Source organism: Streptomyces sp. NPDC017056 (assembly GCF_044332485.1).
GTDB lineage: Bacteria > Actinomycetota > Actinomycetes > Streptomycetales > Streptomycetaceae > Streptomyces.
In genome coordinates this window covers 190,592-207,413 of the sequence record NZ_JBIRPD010000001.1, presented here as the reverse complement: position 1 = coordinate 207,413, position 16,822 = coordinate 190,592, and the positions used below count along the sequence as shown (strand labels likewise).

Annotated in this window: 16 protein-coding genes and 1 pseudogene; 6 read left to right on the top strand and 11 right to left on the bottom strand. The window is 72.7% G+C overall.

The window, feature by feature from the left end:
• Window position 1: 1 nt before the first annotated feature.
• From ACH4OW_RS00930 to ACH4OW_RS00920, 3 genes are read left to right on the top strand one after another with little or no spacing between them, the layout of a single operon-like run.
• Window positions 2-1,609, top strand: coding sequence for a glycoside hydrolase family 13 protein (locus tag ACH4OW_RS00930; protein WP_398023919.1), 1,608 nt, complete (start codon window positions 2-4; stop codon window positions 1,607-1,609).
• Window positions 1,594-2,697, top strand: a complete 1,104-nt coding sequence (locus ACH4OW_RS00925) for a LacI family DNA-binding transcriptional regulator (RefSeq protein ID WP_398023917.1) — start codon at window positions 1,594-1,596, stop codon at window positions 2,695-2,697. The genes ACH4OW_RS00930 and ACH4OW_RS00925 overlap by 16 nt, the downstream gene beginning before the upstream one ends.
• A gap of 32 nt (window positions 2,698-2,729) precedes the next feature.
• A complete protein-coding gene (locus ACH4OW_RS00920) occupies window positions 2,730-3,389 on the top strand; it encodes a 1,4-alpha-glucan branching protein (RefSeq protein WP_398023915.1) in 660 nt (219 codons plus the stop codon).
• A 9-nt stretch (window positions 3,390-3,398) separates the two neighbouring features.
• Here ACH4OW_RS00920 and ACH4OW_RS00915 read toward each other — a convergent pair whose 3' ends face one another.
• From ACH4OW_RS00915 to ACH4OW_RS00900, 4 genes and pseudogenes are all read right to left on the bottom strand, one after another.
• The gene (locus tag ACH4OW_RS00915; RefSeq protein ID WP_360135076.1) at window positions 3,399-3,953 is read right to left on the bottom strand and encodes an EF-hand domain-containing protein; all 555 of its coding nucleotides are present in this window, start codon (window positions 3,951-3,953) and stop codon (window positions 3,399-3,401) included.
• Between the two features lie 65 nt (window positions 3,954-4,018).
• Window positions 4,019-4,168, bottom strand: a pseudogene (locus tag ACH4OW_RS00910) (DUF397 domain-containing protein); the annotation flags it as partial.
• 18 nt (window positions 4,169-4,186) lie between these two features.
• A complete protein-coding gene (locus ACH4OW_RS00905; RefSeq protein WP_398023913.1) occupies window positions 4,187-4,381 on the bottom strand; it encodes a DUF397 domain-containing protein in 195 nt (64 codons plus the stop codon).
• Window positions 4,378-5,208, bottom strand: a complete 831-nt coding sequence (locus ACH4OW_RS00900; RefSeq protein ID WP_398023911.1) for a Scr1 family TA system antitoxin-like transcriptional regulator — start codon at window positions 5,206-5,208, stop codon at window positions 4,378-4,380. The genes ACH4OW_RS00905 and ACH4OW_RS00900 overlap by 4 nt, the downstream gene beginning before the upstream one ends.
• 149 nt (window positions 5,209-5,357) lie before the next feature.
• Here ACH4OW_RS00900 and ACH4OW_RS00895 point away from each other — a divergent pair, with 149 nt between their 5' ends.
• From ACH4OW_RS00895 to pulA, 3 genes are all read left to right on the top strand, one after another.
• The gene (locus ACH4OW_RS00895; protein WP_360135064.1) at window positions 5,358-5,840 is read left to right on the top strand and encodes an ATP-binding protein; all 483 of its coding nucleotides are present in this window, start codon (window positions 5,358-5,360) and stop codon (window positions 5,838-5,840) included.
• Between the two features lie 238 nt (window positions 5,841-6,078).
• Window positions 6,079-7,491, top strand: coding sequence for an alpha-amylase family protein (locus ACH4OW_RS00890; RefSeq protein ID WP_398023908.1), 1,413 nt, complete (start codon window positions 6,079-6,081; stop codon window positions 7,489-7,491).
• A gap of 41 nt (window positions 7,492-7,532) precedes the next feature.
• Complete coding sequence (pulA, locus tag ACH4OW_RS00885; protein ID WP_398023906.1) at window positions 7,533-10,160, top strand: pullulanase-type alpha-1,6-glucosidase; 2,628 nt, start codon at window positions 7,533-7,535, stop codon at window positions 10,158-10,160.
• A 279-nt stretch (window positions 10,161-10,439) separates the two neighbouring features.
• Here pulA and ACH4OW_RS00880 read toward each other — a convergent pair whose 3' ends face one another.
• The 7 genes from ACH4OW_RS00880 to ACH4OW_RS00850 all read right to left on the bottom strand — a co-directional run bounded on the left by ACH4OW_RS00880 (window position 10,440) and on the right by ACH4OW_RS00850 (window position 16,820).
• Window positions 10,440-10,922 carry a hypothetical protein gene (locus ACH4OW_RS00880; protein ID WP_360135058.1) on the bottom strand — a complete coding sequence of 161 codons (483 nt, stop codon included), beginning with the start codon at window positions 10,920-10,922 and terminating at the stop codon, window positions 10,440-10,442.
• A 56-nt stretch (window positions 10,923-10,978) separates the two neighbouring features.
• Complete coding sequence (locus ACH4OW_RS00875) at window positions 10,979-11,509, bottom strand: GNAT family N-acetyltransferase (RefSeq protein WP_360135055.1); 531 nt, start codon at window positions 11,507-11,509, stop codon at window positions 10,979-10,981.
• Between the two features lie 85 nt (window positions 11,510-11,594).
• Window positions 11,595-12,311: a TetR/AcrR family transcriptional regulator gene (locus tag ACH4OW_RS00870; protein WP_398023903.1), complete on the bottom strand. Its 717-nt coding sequence runs from the start codon at window positions 12,309-12,311 to the stop codon at window positions 11,595-11,597.
• 75 nt (window positions 12,312-12,386) lie between these two features.
• Window positions 12,387-13,484, bottom strand: a complete 1,098-nt coding sequence (locus ACH4OW_RS00865; RefSeq protein ID WP_398023900.1) for a PDR/VanB family oxidoreductase — start codon at window positions 13,482-13,484, stop codon at window positions 12,387-12,389.
• Between the two features lies 1 nt (window position 13,485).
• Window positions 13,486-14,430 carry a metal-dependent hydrolase gene (locus ACH4OW_RS00860; RefSeq protein ID WP_398023897.1) on the bottom strand — a complete coding sequence of 315 codons (945 nt, stop codon included), beginning with the start codon at window positions 14,428-14,430 and terminating at the stop codon, window positions 13,486-13,488.
• Window positions 14,431-14,504: 74 nt separating this feature from the next.
• Complete coding sequence (locus ACH4OW_RS00855) at window positions 14,505-16,508, bottom strand: hypothetical protein (protein ID WP_398023895.1); 2,004 nt, start codon at window positions 16,506-16,508, stop codon at window positions 14,505-14,507.
• A 66-nt stretch (window positions 16,509-16,574) separates the two neighbouring features.
• Window positions 16,575-16,820, bottom strand: a complete 246-nt coding sequence (locus tag ACH4OW_RS00850; protein ID WP_360135040.1) for a DUF397 domain-containing protein — start codon at window positions 16,818-16,820, stop codon at window positions 16,575-16,577.
• Window positions 16,821-16,822: the final 2 nt, after the last annotated feature.

The window sequence follows — 16,822 nt, the reverse complement described above, 5'->3', positions numbered from 1 at the left end:
CATGACCACCCAGCACAACGCCACCGCAGCGACCGCGGCAGGTGCCACCCAGTGGTGGCGCGACGCGGTGATCTACCAGGTCTACCCGCGCAGCTTCGCCGACGGCAACGGCGACGGCATGGGCGACCTCCCCGGAATCCGCAGCCGCCTGCCCTACCTCAAGGACCTGGGAGTCGACGCCGTCTGGCTCAGCCCCTTCTACTCCTCCCCGCAGGCCGACGCGGGGTACGACGTGGCCGACTACCGCGTCATCGACCCGGCCTTCGGCACCCTCGCCGACGCCGAAGCGGTCATCCGCGACGCCCACGCCCTGAGCCTGCGCGTCATCGTCGACGTCGTCCCCAACCACTGCTCCGACCAGCACGCCTGGTTCCGGCAGGCGCTGGACGAAGGCCCCGGCTCGACGCTCCGGGACCGCTTCCACTTCCGCAAGGGCCGCGGCGAGAACGGTGAACTCCCGCCCAACGACTGGGAGTCCGTCTTCGGCGGCCCCGCCTGGACCCGCGTCGCCGACGGCGAGTGGTACCTCCACCTGTTCGCCCCCGAACAGCCCGACTTCAACTGGGACAGCCCGGCGGTCCAGGACGAGTTCCGCTCCATCCTGCGCTTCTGGCTCGACCTCGGCGTGGACGGCTTCCGCATCGACGTCGCCCACGGCCTGGTCAAGGCCCCCGGTCTGCCCGACATGGGCCGCACCGACCAGCTCAAACTCCTCGGCAACCAGGTCCTCCCCTTCTTCGACCAGGACGGCGTCCACGAGATCTACCGCTCCTGGCGCCGCGTCCTGGACGAGTACGCGGGCGACCGCATCGGCGTCGCGGAAGCCTGGACGCCCAGCGCCGACCGCACCGCCCTCTACCTCCGCCCCGACGAACTCCACCAGGCATTCAACTTCCACTACCTCAACACCGGCTGGGACGCGGCAGCGCTGCGCACCGTCATCGACGCCTCCCTCGACGCGATGCGCCCGGTCGGCGCCCCCACCACCTGGGTCCTCTCCAACCACGACGTGGTCCGGCACGCCACCCGCCTCGGCGGCGACGTCCGCCGCGCCCGCGCCGCCGCCCTCCTCATGCTCGCCCTGCCCGGCTCCGCCTACGTCTACCAGGGCGAGGAACTGGGCCTCCCCGAGGTCACCGACCTGCCCGACGAGGCCCGCCAGGACCCGGCCTTCTTCCGCGGCGACGGCCAGGACGGCCTGCGCGACGGCTGCCGCGTCCCGATCCCGTGGTCCGGCGACACCGCCCCGTACGGCTTCGGTACGGGCGGCAGCTGGCTCCCGCAGCCGCCGGAGTGGGCGGGCCTGAGCGTCGCCGCCCAGACCGGCGACCCGGCCTCCACGCTGGAGCTGTACCGCGCCGCGCTCAAGCTGCGCCGCACCCACCCCGGCCTGGGAGCGGGCGACCAGATCGAGTGGCTGGAAGCCCCCGAAGGCGTCCTGGCGTTCCGCCGACCCGGCGGCTTCGTCTGCACGGTCAACACGACACCGGAACCGGTACGCGCCCACGCCCACCCGACCTGGCGGCCGCTGCTGTCCTCCGCCGACCTCCCCACCATCGACGACGAGCTGACCCTCCCGGCGGACTCCGCCGTGTGGTGGGAAGCGTGACCGACCGACCCGACGTGCCGCCGGGCGGGGGCAACGGCCCCCGCCTGGCACACATCGCCGCGCAGGCCCAGGTCAGCGAGGCGACCGTCAGCCGGGTGCTGAACGGCAGGGCGGGCGTGGCCCGCGGCACCCGCCAGCGGGTCCTGGCGGCCCTCGACTTACTCGGCGGCGAACGCCCCGTACGCCTGCGCCGCACCAGCGCCGGCCTGGTCGGCCTGATCGTCCCGGAACTCACCAACCCGATCTTCCCGGCCTTCGCCCAGCTCATAGAGCAAGCTCTCGCGGGCCACGGCTACACCCCGGTCCTGTGCACCCAGCTCCCCGGCGGCGCCACGGAAGACGAACTGGTCGAGCAGCTGGAGGCGCGCGGCGTCACCGGCATCATCTTCCTCTCCGGCCTCCACTCCGACAGCACCACCGACCCCGCCCGCTACACCCGCCTCACCGACCGCGGCGTCCCGTACGTCCTCATCAACGGCTACCACGAGGACATCGCCGCGCCCTTCGTCTCTCCCGACGACCGGGCCGCGGCCCGCATGGCCGTACGCCACCTCGCCGAACTCGGCCACCGCGACATCGGCCTGGCCGTCGGCCCGGCCCGCTACGTACCCTCGCGCCGCAAGGCCGAAGGCTTCACCGCGGCGCTGAAAGAGGAACTGGGCCTACGGAAGGGCGCGGCCGAACTCCTCGTCCGCCACACCCTCTTCGGAGTCGAAGGCGGCCACGCGGCGGCCGTGTCCCTCCTGGACGCGGGCTGCACGGCGGTCGTCTGCGGCAGCGACCTGATGGCGCTCGGCGCCGTACGGGCAGCGCGCCAACGCGGCCTCGGCGTACCCGCCCAGATCTCCGTCGTCGGCTTCGACGACTCCCAGCTCATCGCTTTCACCGACCCGCCGCTGACGACCGTGCGCCAGCCGGTACGGGCGATGGCCTCGGCGGCCGTGGACGCGCTGATCGAAGAGATCCGCGCCCGCGCGGACGGCGACCGCCCGCCGGACCGCCACACGGAGTTCGTCTTCCAACCGGAGCTGGTGGTACGAGGATCGACGGCCCGGTGGCAGGATGCCCAGGGAACCGGAACCCTCTAGCCCCACCACTCACAGCGGGAAGGCGCTGAACCATGGCCATCATCCACAACACCACCCTCTCGCCCACCAAGCAGGAACTGCTCGCCGCCTGGCTCCCTGCCCAGCCCTGGTACGCCGGCGACGGGCCGGCCCCGGACCTCGCCAAGGCAGGCGGCTTCCGCCTCGACGACCCCGACGGCGAGGTCGGCATGGAATTCATGGTGTCCACCGACGCCTCCGGGCCCGAGCCGATCACGTACTTCACGCCGCTCACCTACCGCGGCGCACCGCTGCCCGGCGCCGACCACGCCCTCGTCGGCACCCTGGAACACGGCGTACTCGGCAAGCGCTGGGTCTACGACGGCACCCACGACCCGGTCCTGGTGGCCCAGCTCTTCGCCCTCCTCACCGGCCAGGCCGAGGCGCACGCCCAGAGCGAGAACGACACCCTCGACCCCACGGTGCGAGCGCAGCTCGCGGAAGCGGCCCACGGTGCGGTGCCGGGACCGGAAGCGGTGGTCCAGAGTGCCGACGCGAGCGACATCCTCATCCGGTCCACCCGGCCGCTGATCCTGCGCGTCCGCCGCGTCCTGACCGGCGGCGACGAGCCCGCCGCGCCGGCGCTGGGCCACGTCAGCGCCACCTGGACCGAGCAGCCGTCGGGACAGCGGATCCGCGGCGTCGTCGTGACGGTGCACGAACCTGCCGCCTGAGACCACGCCCTAACCCGGCGCGAGCGGCGACCCGAGCAACCAGTTGCCGGGAGCCTCCGGGTTGGGGCTCAGGTAGAACTCCTCGATGGCCGTACGGAACTCCGCATGGCTGATGGCACCGTCACCGTCCCGGTCCAGCCGCTGGAAGGCGGGGGCCGAGGTCGCCGCGTCGATGCCCAGCGCGTCGTACATCCGTACGTACTCGTCGGCGGTGAGCCTGCCGTTGCCGTCGGTGTCCAGAGCCCGCATGAGCGCGTCGACGATCTGGAGCACGACATGCTCGAACGTCTTCGGATCGGTGACGTGTGAACGCATCAGGTCGACGAACGCCTGACGCCCCACCCGCCCCTCCTCGTCCACCCCGCCCGCGTCGCGCAACACGTCCCACCACCGTACGAACGCCTCCCGCAACGCGGTCCTGTTCGCATGATCCTCAGGCCGCGCCACCGCCGCGAACAACCCGGCCATCCGCTCGAAGTCCTCGCTGGTCAACCACCCGTCGTCGGTCTGGTCGAACCAGTCGAAAAGAATGCTGAACTTACGCTCAAGCGCGTCATACGCCATCGACCCCACCGTCCTTCGACGCCACGTCACGGCCACGCCCATGCAACTGCCGCCGGGGGCGCCGGTCAACGACGGATCGGGTCAGGTTGAGTGGTTGAGCACCGGACGGCGTAGGGCAGGAAGGCGGCCCAGACATCCGCCGGGATGATGGGGCGAGGGCCTCGCGCATTCTTTGAGTCGCGGGTGTGGACGGCGGGGGCCGATTCGGCGACTTCGGCGCAGTCGTCGGCGCCTCAGACTGCCCGGCCGGCGGCGAACGTGACAAACGCCGCCCATGAGTCCGACGCGACGCTGAGCGCCGGTCCGTGTGGGTGCTTGGAGTCGCGGATGTGGATGGTGGTGGGGGAGGCGGCAACTTCGACGCAGTTGTCCCCTGAGCTACCGCTGTAGCTGCTCTTGGTCCAGGTCAGCTCGGTGGTGGTGCTCATAGGGCTCCTCGCATCCGCTCCAGCAGGCTCCTGGAGTCTTCGGGAGAGAGAGCCTGCGATTGCAGTCTTGCATAGCGCATGTGCAGTGTGCTGATCGTCTTGGGATCGGAGACGAACTGCCCGCTTTCCTGCGCCTCGCAGTATCCGAACCACTTGTTGTCCGGGGTCTCCAGGAGACAAATCGGCCCGTCCAACCCGGGGTGGACGGGCTCTTCCAGCGGCATGATTTGCAGCTCGACGTTCCGCAGACTCGCACATTCCAGGACGTGTTCGATGAGCTGGCGGGAAGCCTCCGTGCCGCCGGTCCGACGCAGGAACACATGCTCGTCGAGGATGAAGCTGAACAGCGTGCCTGGCCTCTCTCGCAACAGCTTCTGACGCTCCAGGCGGGCGGACACTTGGGAGTCGACCTGTTCGTCGGTCAGCGGAGGCACGCGGTTCTCGAAGAGCGTCCGCGCGTACGCCTCGGTTTGCAGCAGGCCCGGTACCAATCGGCATTCGTACGTCCGCAGGCTGATTGCCCGTTCTTCCATCGCTGCCCAGTGCCGAAACCAAGCTGCCAATCCAGGCTTACGGGACAGATGCCGCGCAGCAGCCTTCAGCGCCCCGAATGCGTCCAGCGCCACTTCTGCCCGGTCGATGAACTCCGGCGGGGGGAGCCGTCGTCCTTGTTCGATGGAGGCGACGGTTTGCGGTGAGAATCGCACCATCGGAGCCAGTTCTTCCTGCGTGAGTCCGGCCCGCTCCCTGAAAACCTTGACCACGGCTCCGAACGCCCGCAGGCTGTCAGTGGATTCTGGCTCGCTGCTCCCTGTGCTGTCCGACATTTCCAGCCTCCTCCAGCAGCCCGACGTGCTCGACTCAGCCATGGTCACGTTGAGTAAGGCGTACTGTCCACCCTCCGTACTCGTACGCTCCCTCTCCGTACGGGCGGAAACCCTGGTCACCCCGGCGTCCGGCCGCGACCGTGGTGTCCATGCAAGCCCAACTGATCTCCACCACGCCCCAGCCACCCGTCACCGTACGTGTGTTCACGCAACGCTTCAGCAGTACGCGGCTGGGTGCACGTCTGGCGCGGCATTTGGCCGTGCATCGGCTTGATGCCTGGGGGTTTCCGTATGGGACCCCGTTTTCCGATGATGTCGGGGCGGTGGTCGGGGAATTGGCGGCGAACGCCGTGACGCACGGGCGTGTGCCCGGGCGGGATTTCGAGTTGCGGCTCGCCGTTGTGGGTGGGCTCGCGCGGAGCGGGACGTTGCGGATCGACGTGACGGACACGCGGAGCGAGCGGCGGCCGCCGGGCCCGGGCGGGGTCGTGGCGGCGCGGGGCGACGACGAGGGCGGGCGCGGCCTGGTCGTCGTGGCGGCGCTCGCCACCCGGTGGGCGGTCCTCGACCGGGCCTCGGTCGGCAAGACCGTGCGCGCGGAGCTGGACCTCGCACCGGGGGGCGGCGTCTAGGAGCCGGTCGGTTCTGGTGGCGTTTCCGGCGCGGGCCGCAGCTTCGGCCGCTGGGGGCTGCTGTCACGTGTGCGGCCTCAGGGGTGTACGCCCCGCCGGGCGCGGCGATTTGGTGGTGGGGGCCGCCGTGACGCCGTGGGCCGTAACGCCGTTGCAATCTCTTGCGCAAACTCTTGCAACAATCAACCACGGCGGATAGAACAGCGGGCGAACCCCTCCCACTCCCTCAGGAGGCACCATGACCCCCACCCGCCGGCGCCGGCCCGCGCGCAGACCCGTGGCCGCCGCCCTCGCCCTTCTGACCGGCGCGGCGGCGGCCGTCCTCGCGCCGCCGCCGCAGGCCGCGAACGCGGCGCCGCCCGGGGCGAAGGACGTGACCGCCGAACTGTTCGAGTGGCGCTACGAGTCGGTCGCCCACGAGTGCGCGAACGTCCTGGGTCCCGCGGGCTACGGCTACGTGGAGGTGTCGCCGGCCACCGAGCACATCCAGGGCGGCCAGTGGTGGACCTCGTACCAGCCCGTCAGCTACAAGATCGCCGGGCGGCTCGGCGACCGGGCGGCCTTCAAGAGCATGGTGGACGTCTGCCACGCGGCCGGTGTGAAGGTCGTCGCGGACGCGGTGGTCAACCAGATGTCGGCCGGGTCGGGCACGGGCACGGGCGGGTCGCCGTATACGAAGTACGACTACCCGGGGGTCTACCGCTCCGCGGACATGGACGACTGCACCGCGCAGGTCACCGACTACCGCGACCGCTGGAACGTACAGCACTGCGAACTGGTGGGCCTGGCCGACCTGGACACCGCCGAGCCGTACGTGCGGTCCCGGATCGCCACGTACCTCAACGACCTGCTGTCGCTCGGTGTGGACGGGTTCCGGATCGACGCGGCCAAGCACATCCCGGCGGAGGACCTGGCCGCGATCAAGGGGCAGTTGAAGAATCCGTCGGTGTACTGGAAGCAAGAGGCGATCTACGGGGAGGGCGAGGCGGTTTCGCCCACCGAGTACCTCGGCAACGGCGATGTGCAGGAATTCCGCTACGGGCGGGACCTGAAACGGGTCTTCCAGAACGAGAAGCTGGCGTACCTGAAGAATTTCGGGGAGGGGTGGGCGTATCTGCCCTCCGGTCTGTCCGGGGTCTTTGTCGACAACTGGGACACCGAGCGCAACGGCACGACGCTCAGCTACAAGAACGGCGCGGACTACACCCTCGCCAACGTCTTCATGCTGGCGTGGCCGTACGGGGCGCCGGACGTGCACTCCGGGTACGAGTTCACCGATCATGACGCGGGGCCGCCCAACGGAGGGACGGTGCGGGCCTGTTGGCAGGACGGGTGGAAGTGCCAGCACGACTGGCCCGAGATTCGCGCCATGGTCGGCTTCCGCAACGCGACCCACGGCGCGGCCGTCACCAACTGGTGGGACAACGGCAACGACGCCATCGCCTTCGGGCGCGGCGGCAAGGGCTACGCCGTGGTCAACCACGAGGGCACCGCGTTGAACCGCACCTTCCAGACCTCGCTGCCCGCCGGTACGTACTGCGACGTACAGAGCCGCAAGCCGGTGACGGTGGGCGGGGACGGGCGGTTCACGGCGACGCTCGCCCCGAACACGGCGCTCGCGCTGCACGTCGGCGCCCGTAGCTGCGGCTGACACCGGCTCTGCTTCCCCGAACGTCTTGAAGGAGTCCTTACGTGAGGCGCACCCTCCGCCGTACCGTCGCAGCCGTGGCCATGGCCCTGTGCGCGGCGGCCCTGCCCGCCCCGCCCTCCGCGACCGCCGGGCCGCCGCCGGCACCCGCCGGGGCGGCGGCGCAGTGGATCGACCGCGACACCGTGGTCTGGAAGGGCGCCCGGCACGCGGACGCCCAGCTGGAGTACGGGGCGGAGGGCGAGGGCCGGATACGGCTCACGCCCGGCGCGCTCACCCCCGCCGAGCAGGCCGCGTACCCGCACCTGAGGAACTTCCCGGCGTTCACCGTCGATCCGCGCGACCGCGGCCTGGCCCGCGCCGCGCTGCGGGACCGGCTGGTCGCCACGCAGCGGGACGCGGACGGGCGGCGCGTCACCACCGGCGTGCAGCTACCCGGCGTACTGGACGACCTGTACGGTCCGAGCGCGGCCGAGGCCCCGCTCGGGCCGGTCTTCCGGCACGGCCGCCCCACGCTCTCCGTCTGGGCGCCGACCGCCCGCACGGTCGCCCTCGAACTCGACGGCCGGACCGTGCCGATGCGGCGGGACGACGCGAGCGGCGTGTGGCGGGCGCGGGGCGCGCGTGGCTGGGCGGGCAAGCCGTACCGGTACGTCGTGGACGTCTGGGCGCCCGGCGCCGGCCGCTTCGTCACCAACAAGGTCACCGACCCGTACGCGACGGCCCTGACCGCCGACTCCGCGCGGAGCGTGGTCCTGGACCTCGCCGACCCGCGTCTCGCGCCGAGGGGATGGGCCGGGCTCAAGAAGCCCGCGGCCGTCCCGCTGAACCGGGCCCGTATCCAGGAGCTGCACATCCGGGACTTCTCCGCCGAGGACCGCACGTCGCGCCACCCGGGCCGGTACCTGGCGTTCACCGACCGCCGGTCGGACGGCATGCGGCACCTGAAAGCCCTCGCGGACGCCGGCACCTCGTACGTCCATCTCCTTCCCGCCTTCGACATCGCGACCATCCCGGAGCGGCGCGCCGACCAGGCGCGGCCGGGCTGCGACCTGGCCGCGCTGCCCGCGGACTCCGAGCGGCAGCAGGAGTGCGTCGGCAAGACGGCTGCGCGCGACGCCTACAACTGGGGGTACGACCCGTTCCACTACACCGTGCCGGAAGGCTCGTACGCCTCGGACCCGGACTCGCCGCGAGCCCGGACCGTCGAATTCCGCCGCATGGTGCAGGGCCTGAACGGGGCCGGACTGCGCACCGTCATGGACGTCGTCTACAACCACACCGCCGCCAGCGGCCAGGACGCGCTGTCCGTCCTGGACCGCATCGTGCCCGGCTACTACCACCGGCTGCTCGACGACGGCTCCGTCGCCACCTCCACCTGCTGCGCGAACACCGCGCCCGAGCACCTGATGATGGGGCGGCTCGTCGTCGACTCGATCGTCACCTGGGCGAAGCAGTACAAGGTCGACGGGTTCCGGTTCGACCTGATGGGACACCACCCGAAGGCCAACATCCTGGCCGTACGCAAGGCGCTGGACGCGCTGACCGTCGCCAAGGACGGCGTGGACGGCAAGGCGATCATCCTCTACGGGGAAGGCTGGAACTTCGGCGAGGTCGCGGACGACGCGCGCTTCGTACAGGCCACCCAGCGGAACATGGCGGGCACCGGGATCGCCACCTTCAACGACCGCTCACGCGACGCGGTACGCGGCGGCGGCCCCTTCGACCAGGACCCGCGCGTCCAGGGCTTCGCCTCCGGCCTCTACACGGACCCCAACCCCTCGCCCGCCAACGGCACCCAGGCCGAACAGCGCGCGCGCCTGCTCCACTACCAGGACCTGCTCAAGGTCGGCCTCACCGGCAACCTCGCCGACTACACCTTCACGGACTCCTCCGGCCGTACGGTCAAGGGTTCGCAGGTCGACTACAACGGCGCGCCCGCCGGGTACGCAGCCGCGCCCGGCGACGCCCTCGCGTACGCCGACGCCCACGACAACGAGACGCTGTACGACGCCCTCGCCTACAAGCTCCCGCAGGGCACGTCCGCCGCCGACCGCGCCCGTATGCAGGTCCTCGCCATGGCCACCGCCGCGCTCTCCCAGGGGCCCGCCCTCTCCCAGGCGGGTACGGACCTGCTCCGCTCCAAGTCCCTGGACCGCAACTCCTTCGACAGCGGCGACTGGTTCAACGCCGTGCACTGGGACTGCCGGGACGGCAACGGCTTCGGTCGCGGCCTGCCGCCCGCCGCCGACAACAAGGACAAGTGGCCGTACGCCCGGCCCCTGCTCGCCGACCCCGCGCTGCGCCCCGGCTGCGCGCAGATCACCGCCGCCTCCGCCGCCTACCGCGACCTGCTCCGCATCCACGCCACCGAACCGTCCTTCGGCCTGACCGGCACCGACGCCGTACAGGCCGCCCTGTCCTTCCCGCTGTCGGGCAAGGGCGAGACGCCGGGCGTCGTGACCATGCGCCTGGGCAAGCTGGTCGTGGTCTTCAACGCCACTCCGCGGCGGCAGCTCCAGCACGTCCCGTCGCTGGCGGGCAAGCGGTACGCGCTGCACCGCGTCCAGGCGCGCGGCACCGACCCGGTCGTGAAGTCGGCGTCCTACGAGAAGCGGACGGGGAAGTTCGCCGTACCGGCGCGTACCGTCGCCGTGTTCGCCGCGCGCTAGGGCCGGGTGCGGCCAAGCAGGGCAGCGCCTTGTGGGGCCGTCCATGGGCCGCCCCGCCCATGGACGGCCCACAACCGCCGTTGGCGGCCCCGCGGGCCCGACGTCCCCCGTGGATCTCCCATGGTTCCCCCATCCGTCCGCCGTGGCGGACTCCATGGCCCCCGTGATCCCTCGTTGTCAGGCCCTCGGTGATACCACTGTGCGGCGCCGGGGAGTTGTCCGAAAGCCCTGGAAGCATCGGACAAAGAGCCGTTCGGCGCTGGTGGTTGCGCGGCACACCTACGCGCGCCCCCGGCTCGCGCCGGACGCCCGCCCCGCGCGCGTACGTGCGTAACGCAGCGCCATACGGGGGGCGTACGCCGCGAGCGCGGCCAGGGGGACGCCGGTGACCGCGACGAGGAGCCACTGCTGCGCGTAGTGCGTGGCCATCGTCGGGGTGCTGCTGAAGGAGATCATCGGCTTCCACGTGTAGTACGCCAACACCATGATCACCTGCGACAGGGTCGCGCGGACCACGGCGTGCACGGCGCTGGGCGCGGTGATGCCGAGCACGAAGACGACCGCCGCGTACGGGAGGTAGCCGGAGGCGAGGCGGGAGGCCGTGTCCACGGTCTTGCCGTCTCCGTCACCGGCGATCGCCACGTAGGCGGAGAGGGCGCCCGCGGCGGTTCCGGTGGCCAGGGTGGCGAGGGTGCGGAGGACGCCACGGGGGAGGCCGAGGGGGAGGGCCGCGGTGCGGGGGCGGGCGGTGTGCGAGGTCATGGGGCAAGTGCAGGGCACGGATGTGTGCGTATGGTGCGCCCGATATGACCGATCGGTCACAACACGCGCTTCGGCCCCACCCGCTTCTCCAGCAGCGTGACGCCGTAGTTGCTGCCGTCCGAGCCCTCCTTGTGGGGCTGCTCGCCGACGACCCGGTAGCCGGCGCTCTCGTAGTACGGGCGCAGGTGCGGGTTGCTCGTCTTGCAGTCCAGGCGGCTCAGCTCGCGGCCCGCCTCGGCGATCCGCTGCTCGGCACGGGCCAGCATCGCGCGCCCCGTGCCCGCGGGGGCCAGGCGGCGGTCGGTCATCAGGCGGTGCAGGTAACCCGCGACGGGCGGCTGCGGGCCCCACGCGGGCAGGTCCTCCCACCACAGTTCCCACGCGCCGGCGACCGCGCCGCCCGCCTCGGCGAACCACACCTCGTCCTGCTTGATGCGCAGCCGGAAGTGCTCCGCGTCGCGCTCGCCGGGCGTCCACTGGTCGATTCCGCGGCCCTGCATCCAGCGGGCGGCGCCGTCGTAGAGCGCGACGAGGGCGGCCACGTCGGCTTCGGTGTCCTCGGCGAGCCGGAAGGTGATCATGTCCATGCGCGGATTGTGCCGGAGCAGGGCCGGAACGGGCTCGTCCGTCTCACGCCGCCAGGAAGGCCCCGCCCATGCCACCCCGCGCGCGTCACAACGGCTGGGGCGCCAGGGCCATCAGCCGGGTCAGCAGGTCGCCGAACGGGCCGTCGGACGGCTCGTCGGCCAGGACGCGGGCCAGCACGCCGGCCATCCCCTCGTCGTACGCGGCGCTCACCGCCGCCAGCGCCGCGAAGTCGTGCACCAGCTGGCGTTCCAGCTCGCCGCGCGGGATGGCGCGGCTGTCGAGCCAGATCAGCGCCGTCGTCTCGGCGAGCGAGATCCAGGAGCGGACCACCAGTTCCATGCGCGGAGCCGGGCCCCGCACGCCGAGGTGGGCGAGGATCTGCTCGTACGCCGCCTGGCGCACCCCGTCGATCATCGCGCTCGTCCGGCCCGACCCGACGGCTTCCATGGCTCCGATGGAAGGGCCGCCGCGCATCAGCGCGGAGAAGCCGGGGCCGTGCTCCTCGACGAAGTCGAAGAATCGTTCCATCACGCGGAGCAGCCGGGCACCGAGCGGGCCCTCGTGCGGCTCCACGAACCGGGCGGCCAGCTCGTCGGCCGCCCGGCGCAGCGCCGCCTCGTACAGGCTCTGCTTGCCGGGGAAGTAGTGGTAGACCAGCGGCCGCGAGATGCCCGCCGCCTCGGCGATCTCGTCGATCGAGACCTCTTCCGGCGACCGGTGGCTGAACAGGTCCAGCGCCACGGCGATCAGCTGCTCACGTCGTTGCTCGACACCCATCCTGCGGCGCGCCCCGTTGGTCATGCGCAACACCCTAACCACCGGGGCCGCACCGCGGAATCGGCTGCCCGGAGATCGGACACCGGCCTCCGGAGCGCGTCAGAGGTCGAGCACCAACCGTTCCCCACGCGCCCGCGAGACGCAGATCAGCAGGGAGTCGTCGCGTTCGGCGTCGGTGAGCAGCTCGTCGCGGTGGTCCACCTCGCCGGAGAGCACCCGCTGCTGGCAGGTGCCGCAGAAGCCCTGCTCGCAGGAGTACGGAAGGTCGGGCAGCGCCTGCTCGCGGATGGCGCGCAGGACGCTGCCGTCCGCCGGGACGGTGACCGTGCGGCCGGTGCGCCGCAGCTCCACCTCGAACTCCGCGTTCTCGCCGGCGGGCAGCGCCGCGGCGGGCGCGAACCGTTCGATGTGGAGGGTCAGCCCGCGTGCCCCCTGGGGAAGCAGTCCGGCTACCGCGTCCATCAGGGGGTCGGGGCCGCAGCAGTAGACGGCGGCGTGCGGCGGGGCGCCGGCCAGCGCGCCCGCCAGGTCGGGCAGCCCGTCCTCGTCCTCGGCGACCACCGTCACCCGGTCCGAAGCCGCGCCCGCCAGCTTCTCGACCTCCGCCAGGAACGGCATCGAGGCGCGCGACCGCCCGCCGTACACCAGCCGCCACGGCACGCCCTCGGACTCGGCCTGCCGCAGCATCGGCAGGATCGGCGTGATGCCGATGCCGCCCGCGATGAACAGGTAGGCGTGGCACTCCTCCAGCCGGAAGCGGTTGCGCGGCCCGCGCACCTCGACGGCCGTGCCCTCGTGCAGCTGCTCGTGCACCTCCCGCGAGCCGCCCCGGCCGTCCGCGATCAGGCGCGTCGCGATGGTGTACGAGCCGGTGTCGGCCGGGTCGCCGCACAGCGAGTACTGGCGCACGGCACCCGACGGGAGCACCACGTCCACGTGTGCGCCCGGCTCCCAGCCCGGCAGCCCGTCGCCCTCCAGGCGCAGCCGTACGACACCCTCGGCCTCCTCCGCGCGCTCCACGACCAGGAGGCGCCGGGGGCCGCCCGAGCGGTCCCGCCCCTGGCCCGAGGTGGGGTTGTCCAGCGCGGGCAGCGGCCACAGCGGCGACCGCCGGACGCGGTGCCGCAGGGCCCGCCGGACGGCCAGCGCGGCAGCAGCGGTGATCAGGACCGTACGTATCCGGGGGAGGGACGGCATCTCAGGCGGCTCCTGTCGGTCGGGCCTTCGTCGGTCGGGCCTTCGCCGGGTCGGCCTCGGCGGCGGTCGCGGCCGGTGACCCGGCGAGATAGGCGGCGGCCTGTTCGGTGCTGCCGTAGCGCGAGGGGTGATAGGTGCGGCTCAGGTACTGGGGGATGGAGCGGGCCATGGCGCCGGGGGCGGGCAGCACGCCCTGCCGCCCCGCGCGGAAGAACTCCCGGAAGCTGGCCTTGCCGTCCGGGAGCGAGGGGTCGTGCTCCATGAAGTAGCGGGCGCCGCGCTGCCAGAGGAAGACCAGCGCGGAGAACGCGGTGGCCCAGGTCCGCACGCGCCGCCGGTACCCGCCGTCGACGTGCAGGAACAGGTCGAAGGCGACCGAGCGGTGCTCGACCTCTTCGGCGCCGTGCCAGCGCAGCAGGTCCAGCATCGTCGGGTCGGCGCCCCGGGCGTCCAGCGCCTCCGCGTTGAGCACCCAGTCGCCGAGGAAGGCGGTGTAGTGCTCGATCGCGGCGATGATCGCGACGCGCTCCATCAGCCACCACTGGCGCGCCCGGCCCGGTGGCAGGGTGCGGTCTCCGAGCAGCTTCTCGAAGAGCCAGTCGACCTGCGCGGTGTACGGGGCCGGGTCCAGGCCGAGCCGCTTGAGGTGGGGCAGGACGTCGTCGTGCGCCCGGGAGTGCATCGCCTCCTGGCCGATGAACCCGATCACGTCCTCGCGCAGCCGCGCGTCCCGGATCTGCGGCAGTACCTGCTTGTAGACGTGTACGAACCAGCGTTCGCCCGCGGGCAGGAGCAGGTGCAGCACGTTGATGGTGTGGGTGCTGTCCGGGTCGCCGGGAATCCAGTGCAGGGGGGTGTCCGCCCAGTCGAAGGCGACGTTGCGTGCTTTCAGCGGGGTGTGCTCGGACGCGACCGGCCGGGGCCGCAACGAGGCCGTATTAGACATGGCGTCAATGTACTGGCGGGTAGACGATCGGCAACAGCCCCGGCACCCGGATTTCTCCCGCCCGCCACACGGGACTACTCCAGCCCCGACACCTGGACCCCGTTCCCCAGCCGTCCCGACAGCTCGACCTGGGCGCCCGCCGTGGCCGGAACGGCCAGTTGCGAGCCCGCTGCCCGGCCCGTCACCCCGCCGCTCGCGGTGATCTCCGTGAGCTGCCCGCTGCCCGCGGCCACCAGCCACCACTGCCCGCCGGGCGCCTTCCACAGCACCCCGGCCAGCGCCTGCGGATGGCGCGGGCCGCACCCCGGGCCGCCTTCGGAGCGCGCCACCACGGCACCGGGGCCGTACGGCCGACCGCTCGCCGCCGGCGCCTGGATCTGCGCGAACGTGCGGCTGCCCGCGCCCCGCCAGGTGTCGGCGCGGGTGCACACCCACGCCGCGCTGCCGCCGCCGGCGGGCAGTTGCTGCCGCGCGAACTCCCAGTCGTTGACCGTTCGTACGCCCTGGCCGCGCAGCGTGCCCAAGTGGCACGCGGTCCGCGCCCAAGCCGAACGCGCCCGTGGCCCCGCGGGGTCGCCGGGCCGCTCCGGAGGGCCGTACGTCAGCCGCGCAGGGAGCAGTTCGCCCAGGTCGGTCAGGAGGCCGCCGCCCATCCGCAGGGCCTGCCAGGAGGTGCAGTCCGTGGTCCGGGCCGGGGACGGTACCGGGCCGGTCGAGCCGTCCTCGCCGATGGGCAGCGGCCGGGCCGCGCCGGCGGGCTTCATCAGGTCGGCCAGCCCGGCGTTCTGGACCCACGGGGCGGTGAGGTAGCGGACGTTGCCGTCCGAGCGGCTGAGCACCAGGGCCGCGGCCGACCCGTCCTCCGCGCCGTCGGTACGGGCGAAGTCCAGCGCCGCGCCGGGCCCGGTGTCCTGCCCGGCGCCCGAACCGTCCGCCGGTTCCGCATAGCGCACCACGCGCAGCCCGTCGTACAGCAGCACCACCGCGGCCCGGTCCACCACACCCGCGTACAGCAACTGCGGCGGGCCGGCCGCGGGGCCCTTGGCGGTGCCCGGCGTCGCCGACACCTGTACGTCCGGGCCCGGCCTCGCCCACACGGCCAGCGCGCGCCGCAGCAGGTCCCGGTCCTGCGTGCGGTTGCCGCGCGCGGGCCACGCGGCGAAGTCCCGCCGCACCGCGGTCCGCCACGTCCCGGCGGCCGTCCCCGTGACCTGGGAAGGGTCCAGGGCGGCCTGCGCGGCCGCGTTCTGGGCGTACGGGGGAGCCGCCGCGCCGTCGGGGCCCCAGCCGCCGCCCGGCAGCCCCAGCAGCACACCGCTGGCCAGCACCGCCGCACCCGCCGCCAGCGCCGCCTGGGCGTACCGGCGGCGGCGCATCAGGTCGGTGGGCCTGGCCTGGAGCGAGCAGGGGTCGAACTCGGGGGACTCCAGCAGCGACCGGTCGCGGCTGCCGGCGGGCGGTGCCGTCCCGGCCGCCGTCGCGAGCGCGTCCGCGACGTCCTCGGCGCCTGCGGCCTCCAGGACCGCCCGCACGTCCGCGTCGCCCAGCCCCTCCAGATCGCGCAGCACGAACGCCGCGCGGGCCGGCCCCGGCAGCGCCGACAGCGTCCGGTCCAGCGCGAGTTCGTCGGCGCCGCCGGCACGCGGGAACAGCCGCAGCCCCCAGACCTGCGGAAGCAGCGGGGGCAGCGGCGGCAGCGGTACGTCGCGGCGCACCACCGGGATGCGCACGCGCGGCCGTTCGGCGGCGAGGGCCGCGCGCAGCACCCGCAGCCGTACGAACGCGTAACCGGGGGCGGTGACCGGCTGCCCTGGACGGCGCTGGGCCGGCAGGGCGGGGGCCTGCACGCGGGTGCGCCGGCGCGGCAGAGCGCGCTGGACGACCGAATGCGCCGTCACCACGCGCCGGTTGCGCCCGAGTGCCGCAGGCAGCACCAGATAGGCGAGGCGCACCAGACGCGGATAGTGCTCCACGAGGGCCGCCTCGGCCTGCTCGACGTCGACGAAGGCGGCCGGGCCGTCACCGGCGCCGGTGCGGCGGCCGTCCGGGCGGGGGGCTGTTGCCTGCTGCTGCTCCACGTTCCGTGAAACGAGTGAATCCTGGGACGGTCACCCCGCCCCGGCCCCCGCGGCCCGAACGGCTTCCTACTCCGGGCTCACCGTGTTGTCGATGTCGAACTCGCCGTCCCGCGCGCCCAGGACGAACGCGCGCCACTCCGCCTCGGTGTACCGCAGCACCACGTCCGGCTCCTTGGAGTTCCGCATCGCCACCGCCCCCTGCTCCAGGAAGGCGATCTCCACGGCCTCCTCGGACTCGCCGGGGGCGCGCTGCCAGGTGGCGTCGGAGATGTCGAGGGCGTAGAGCCACTCCTTGTCAGCTGCGGCACTCATAC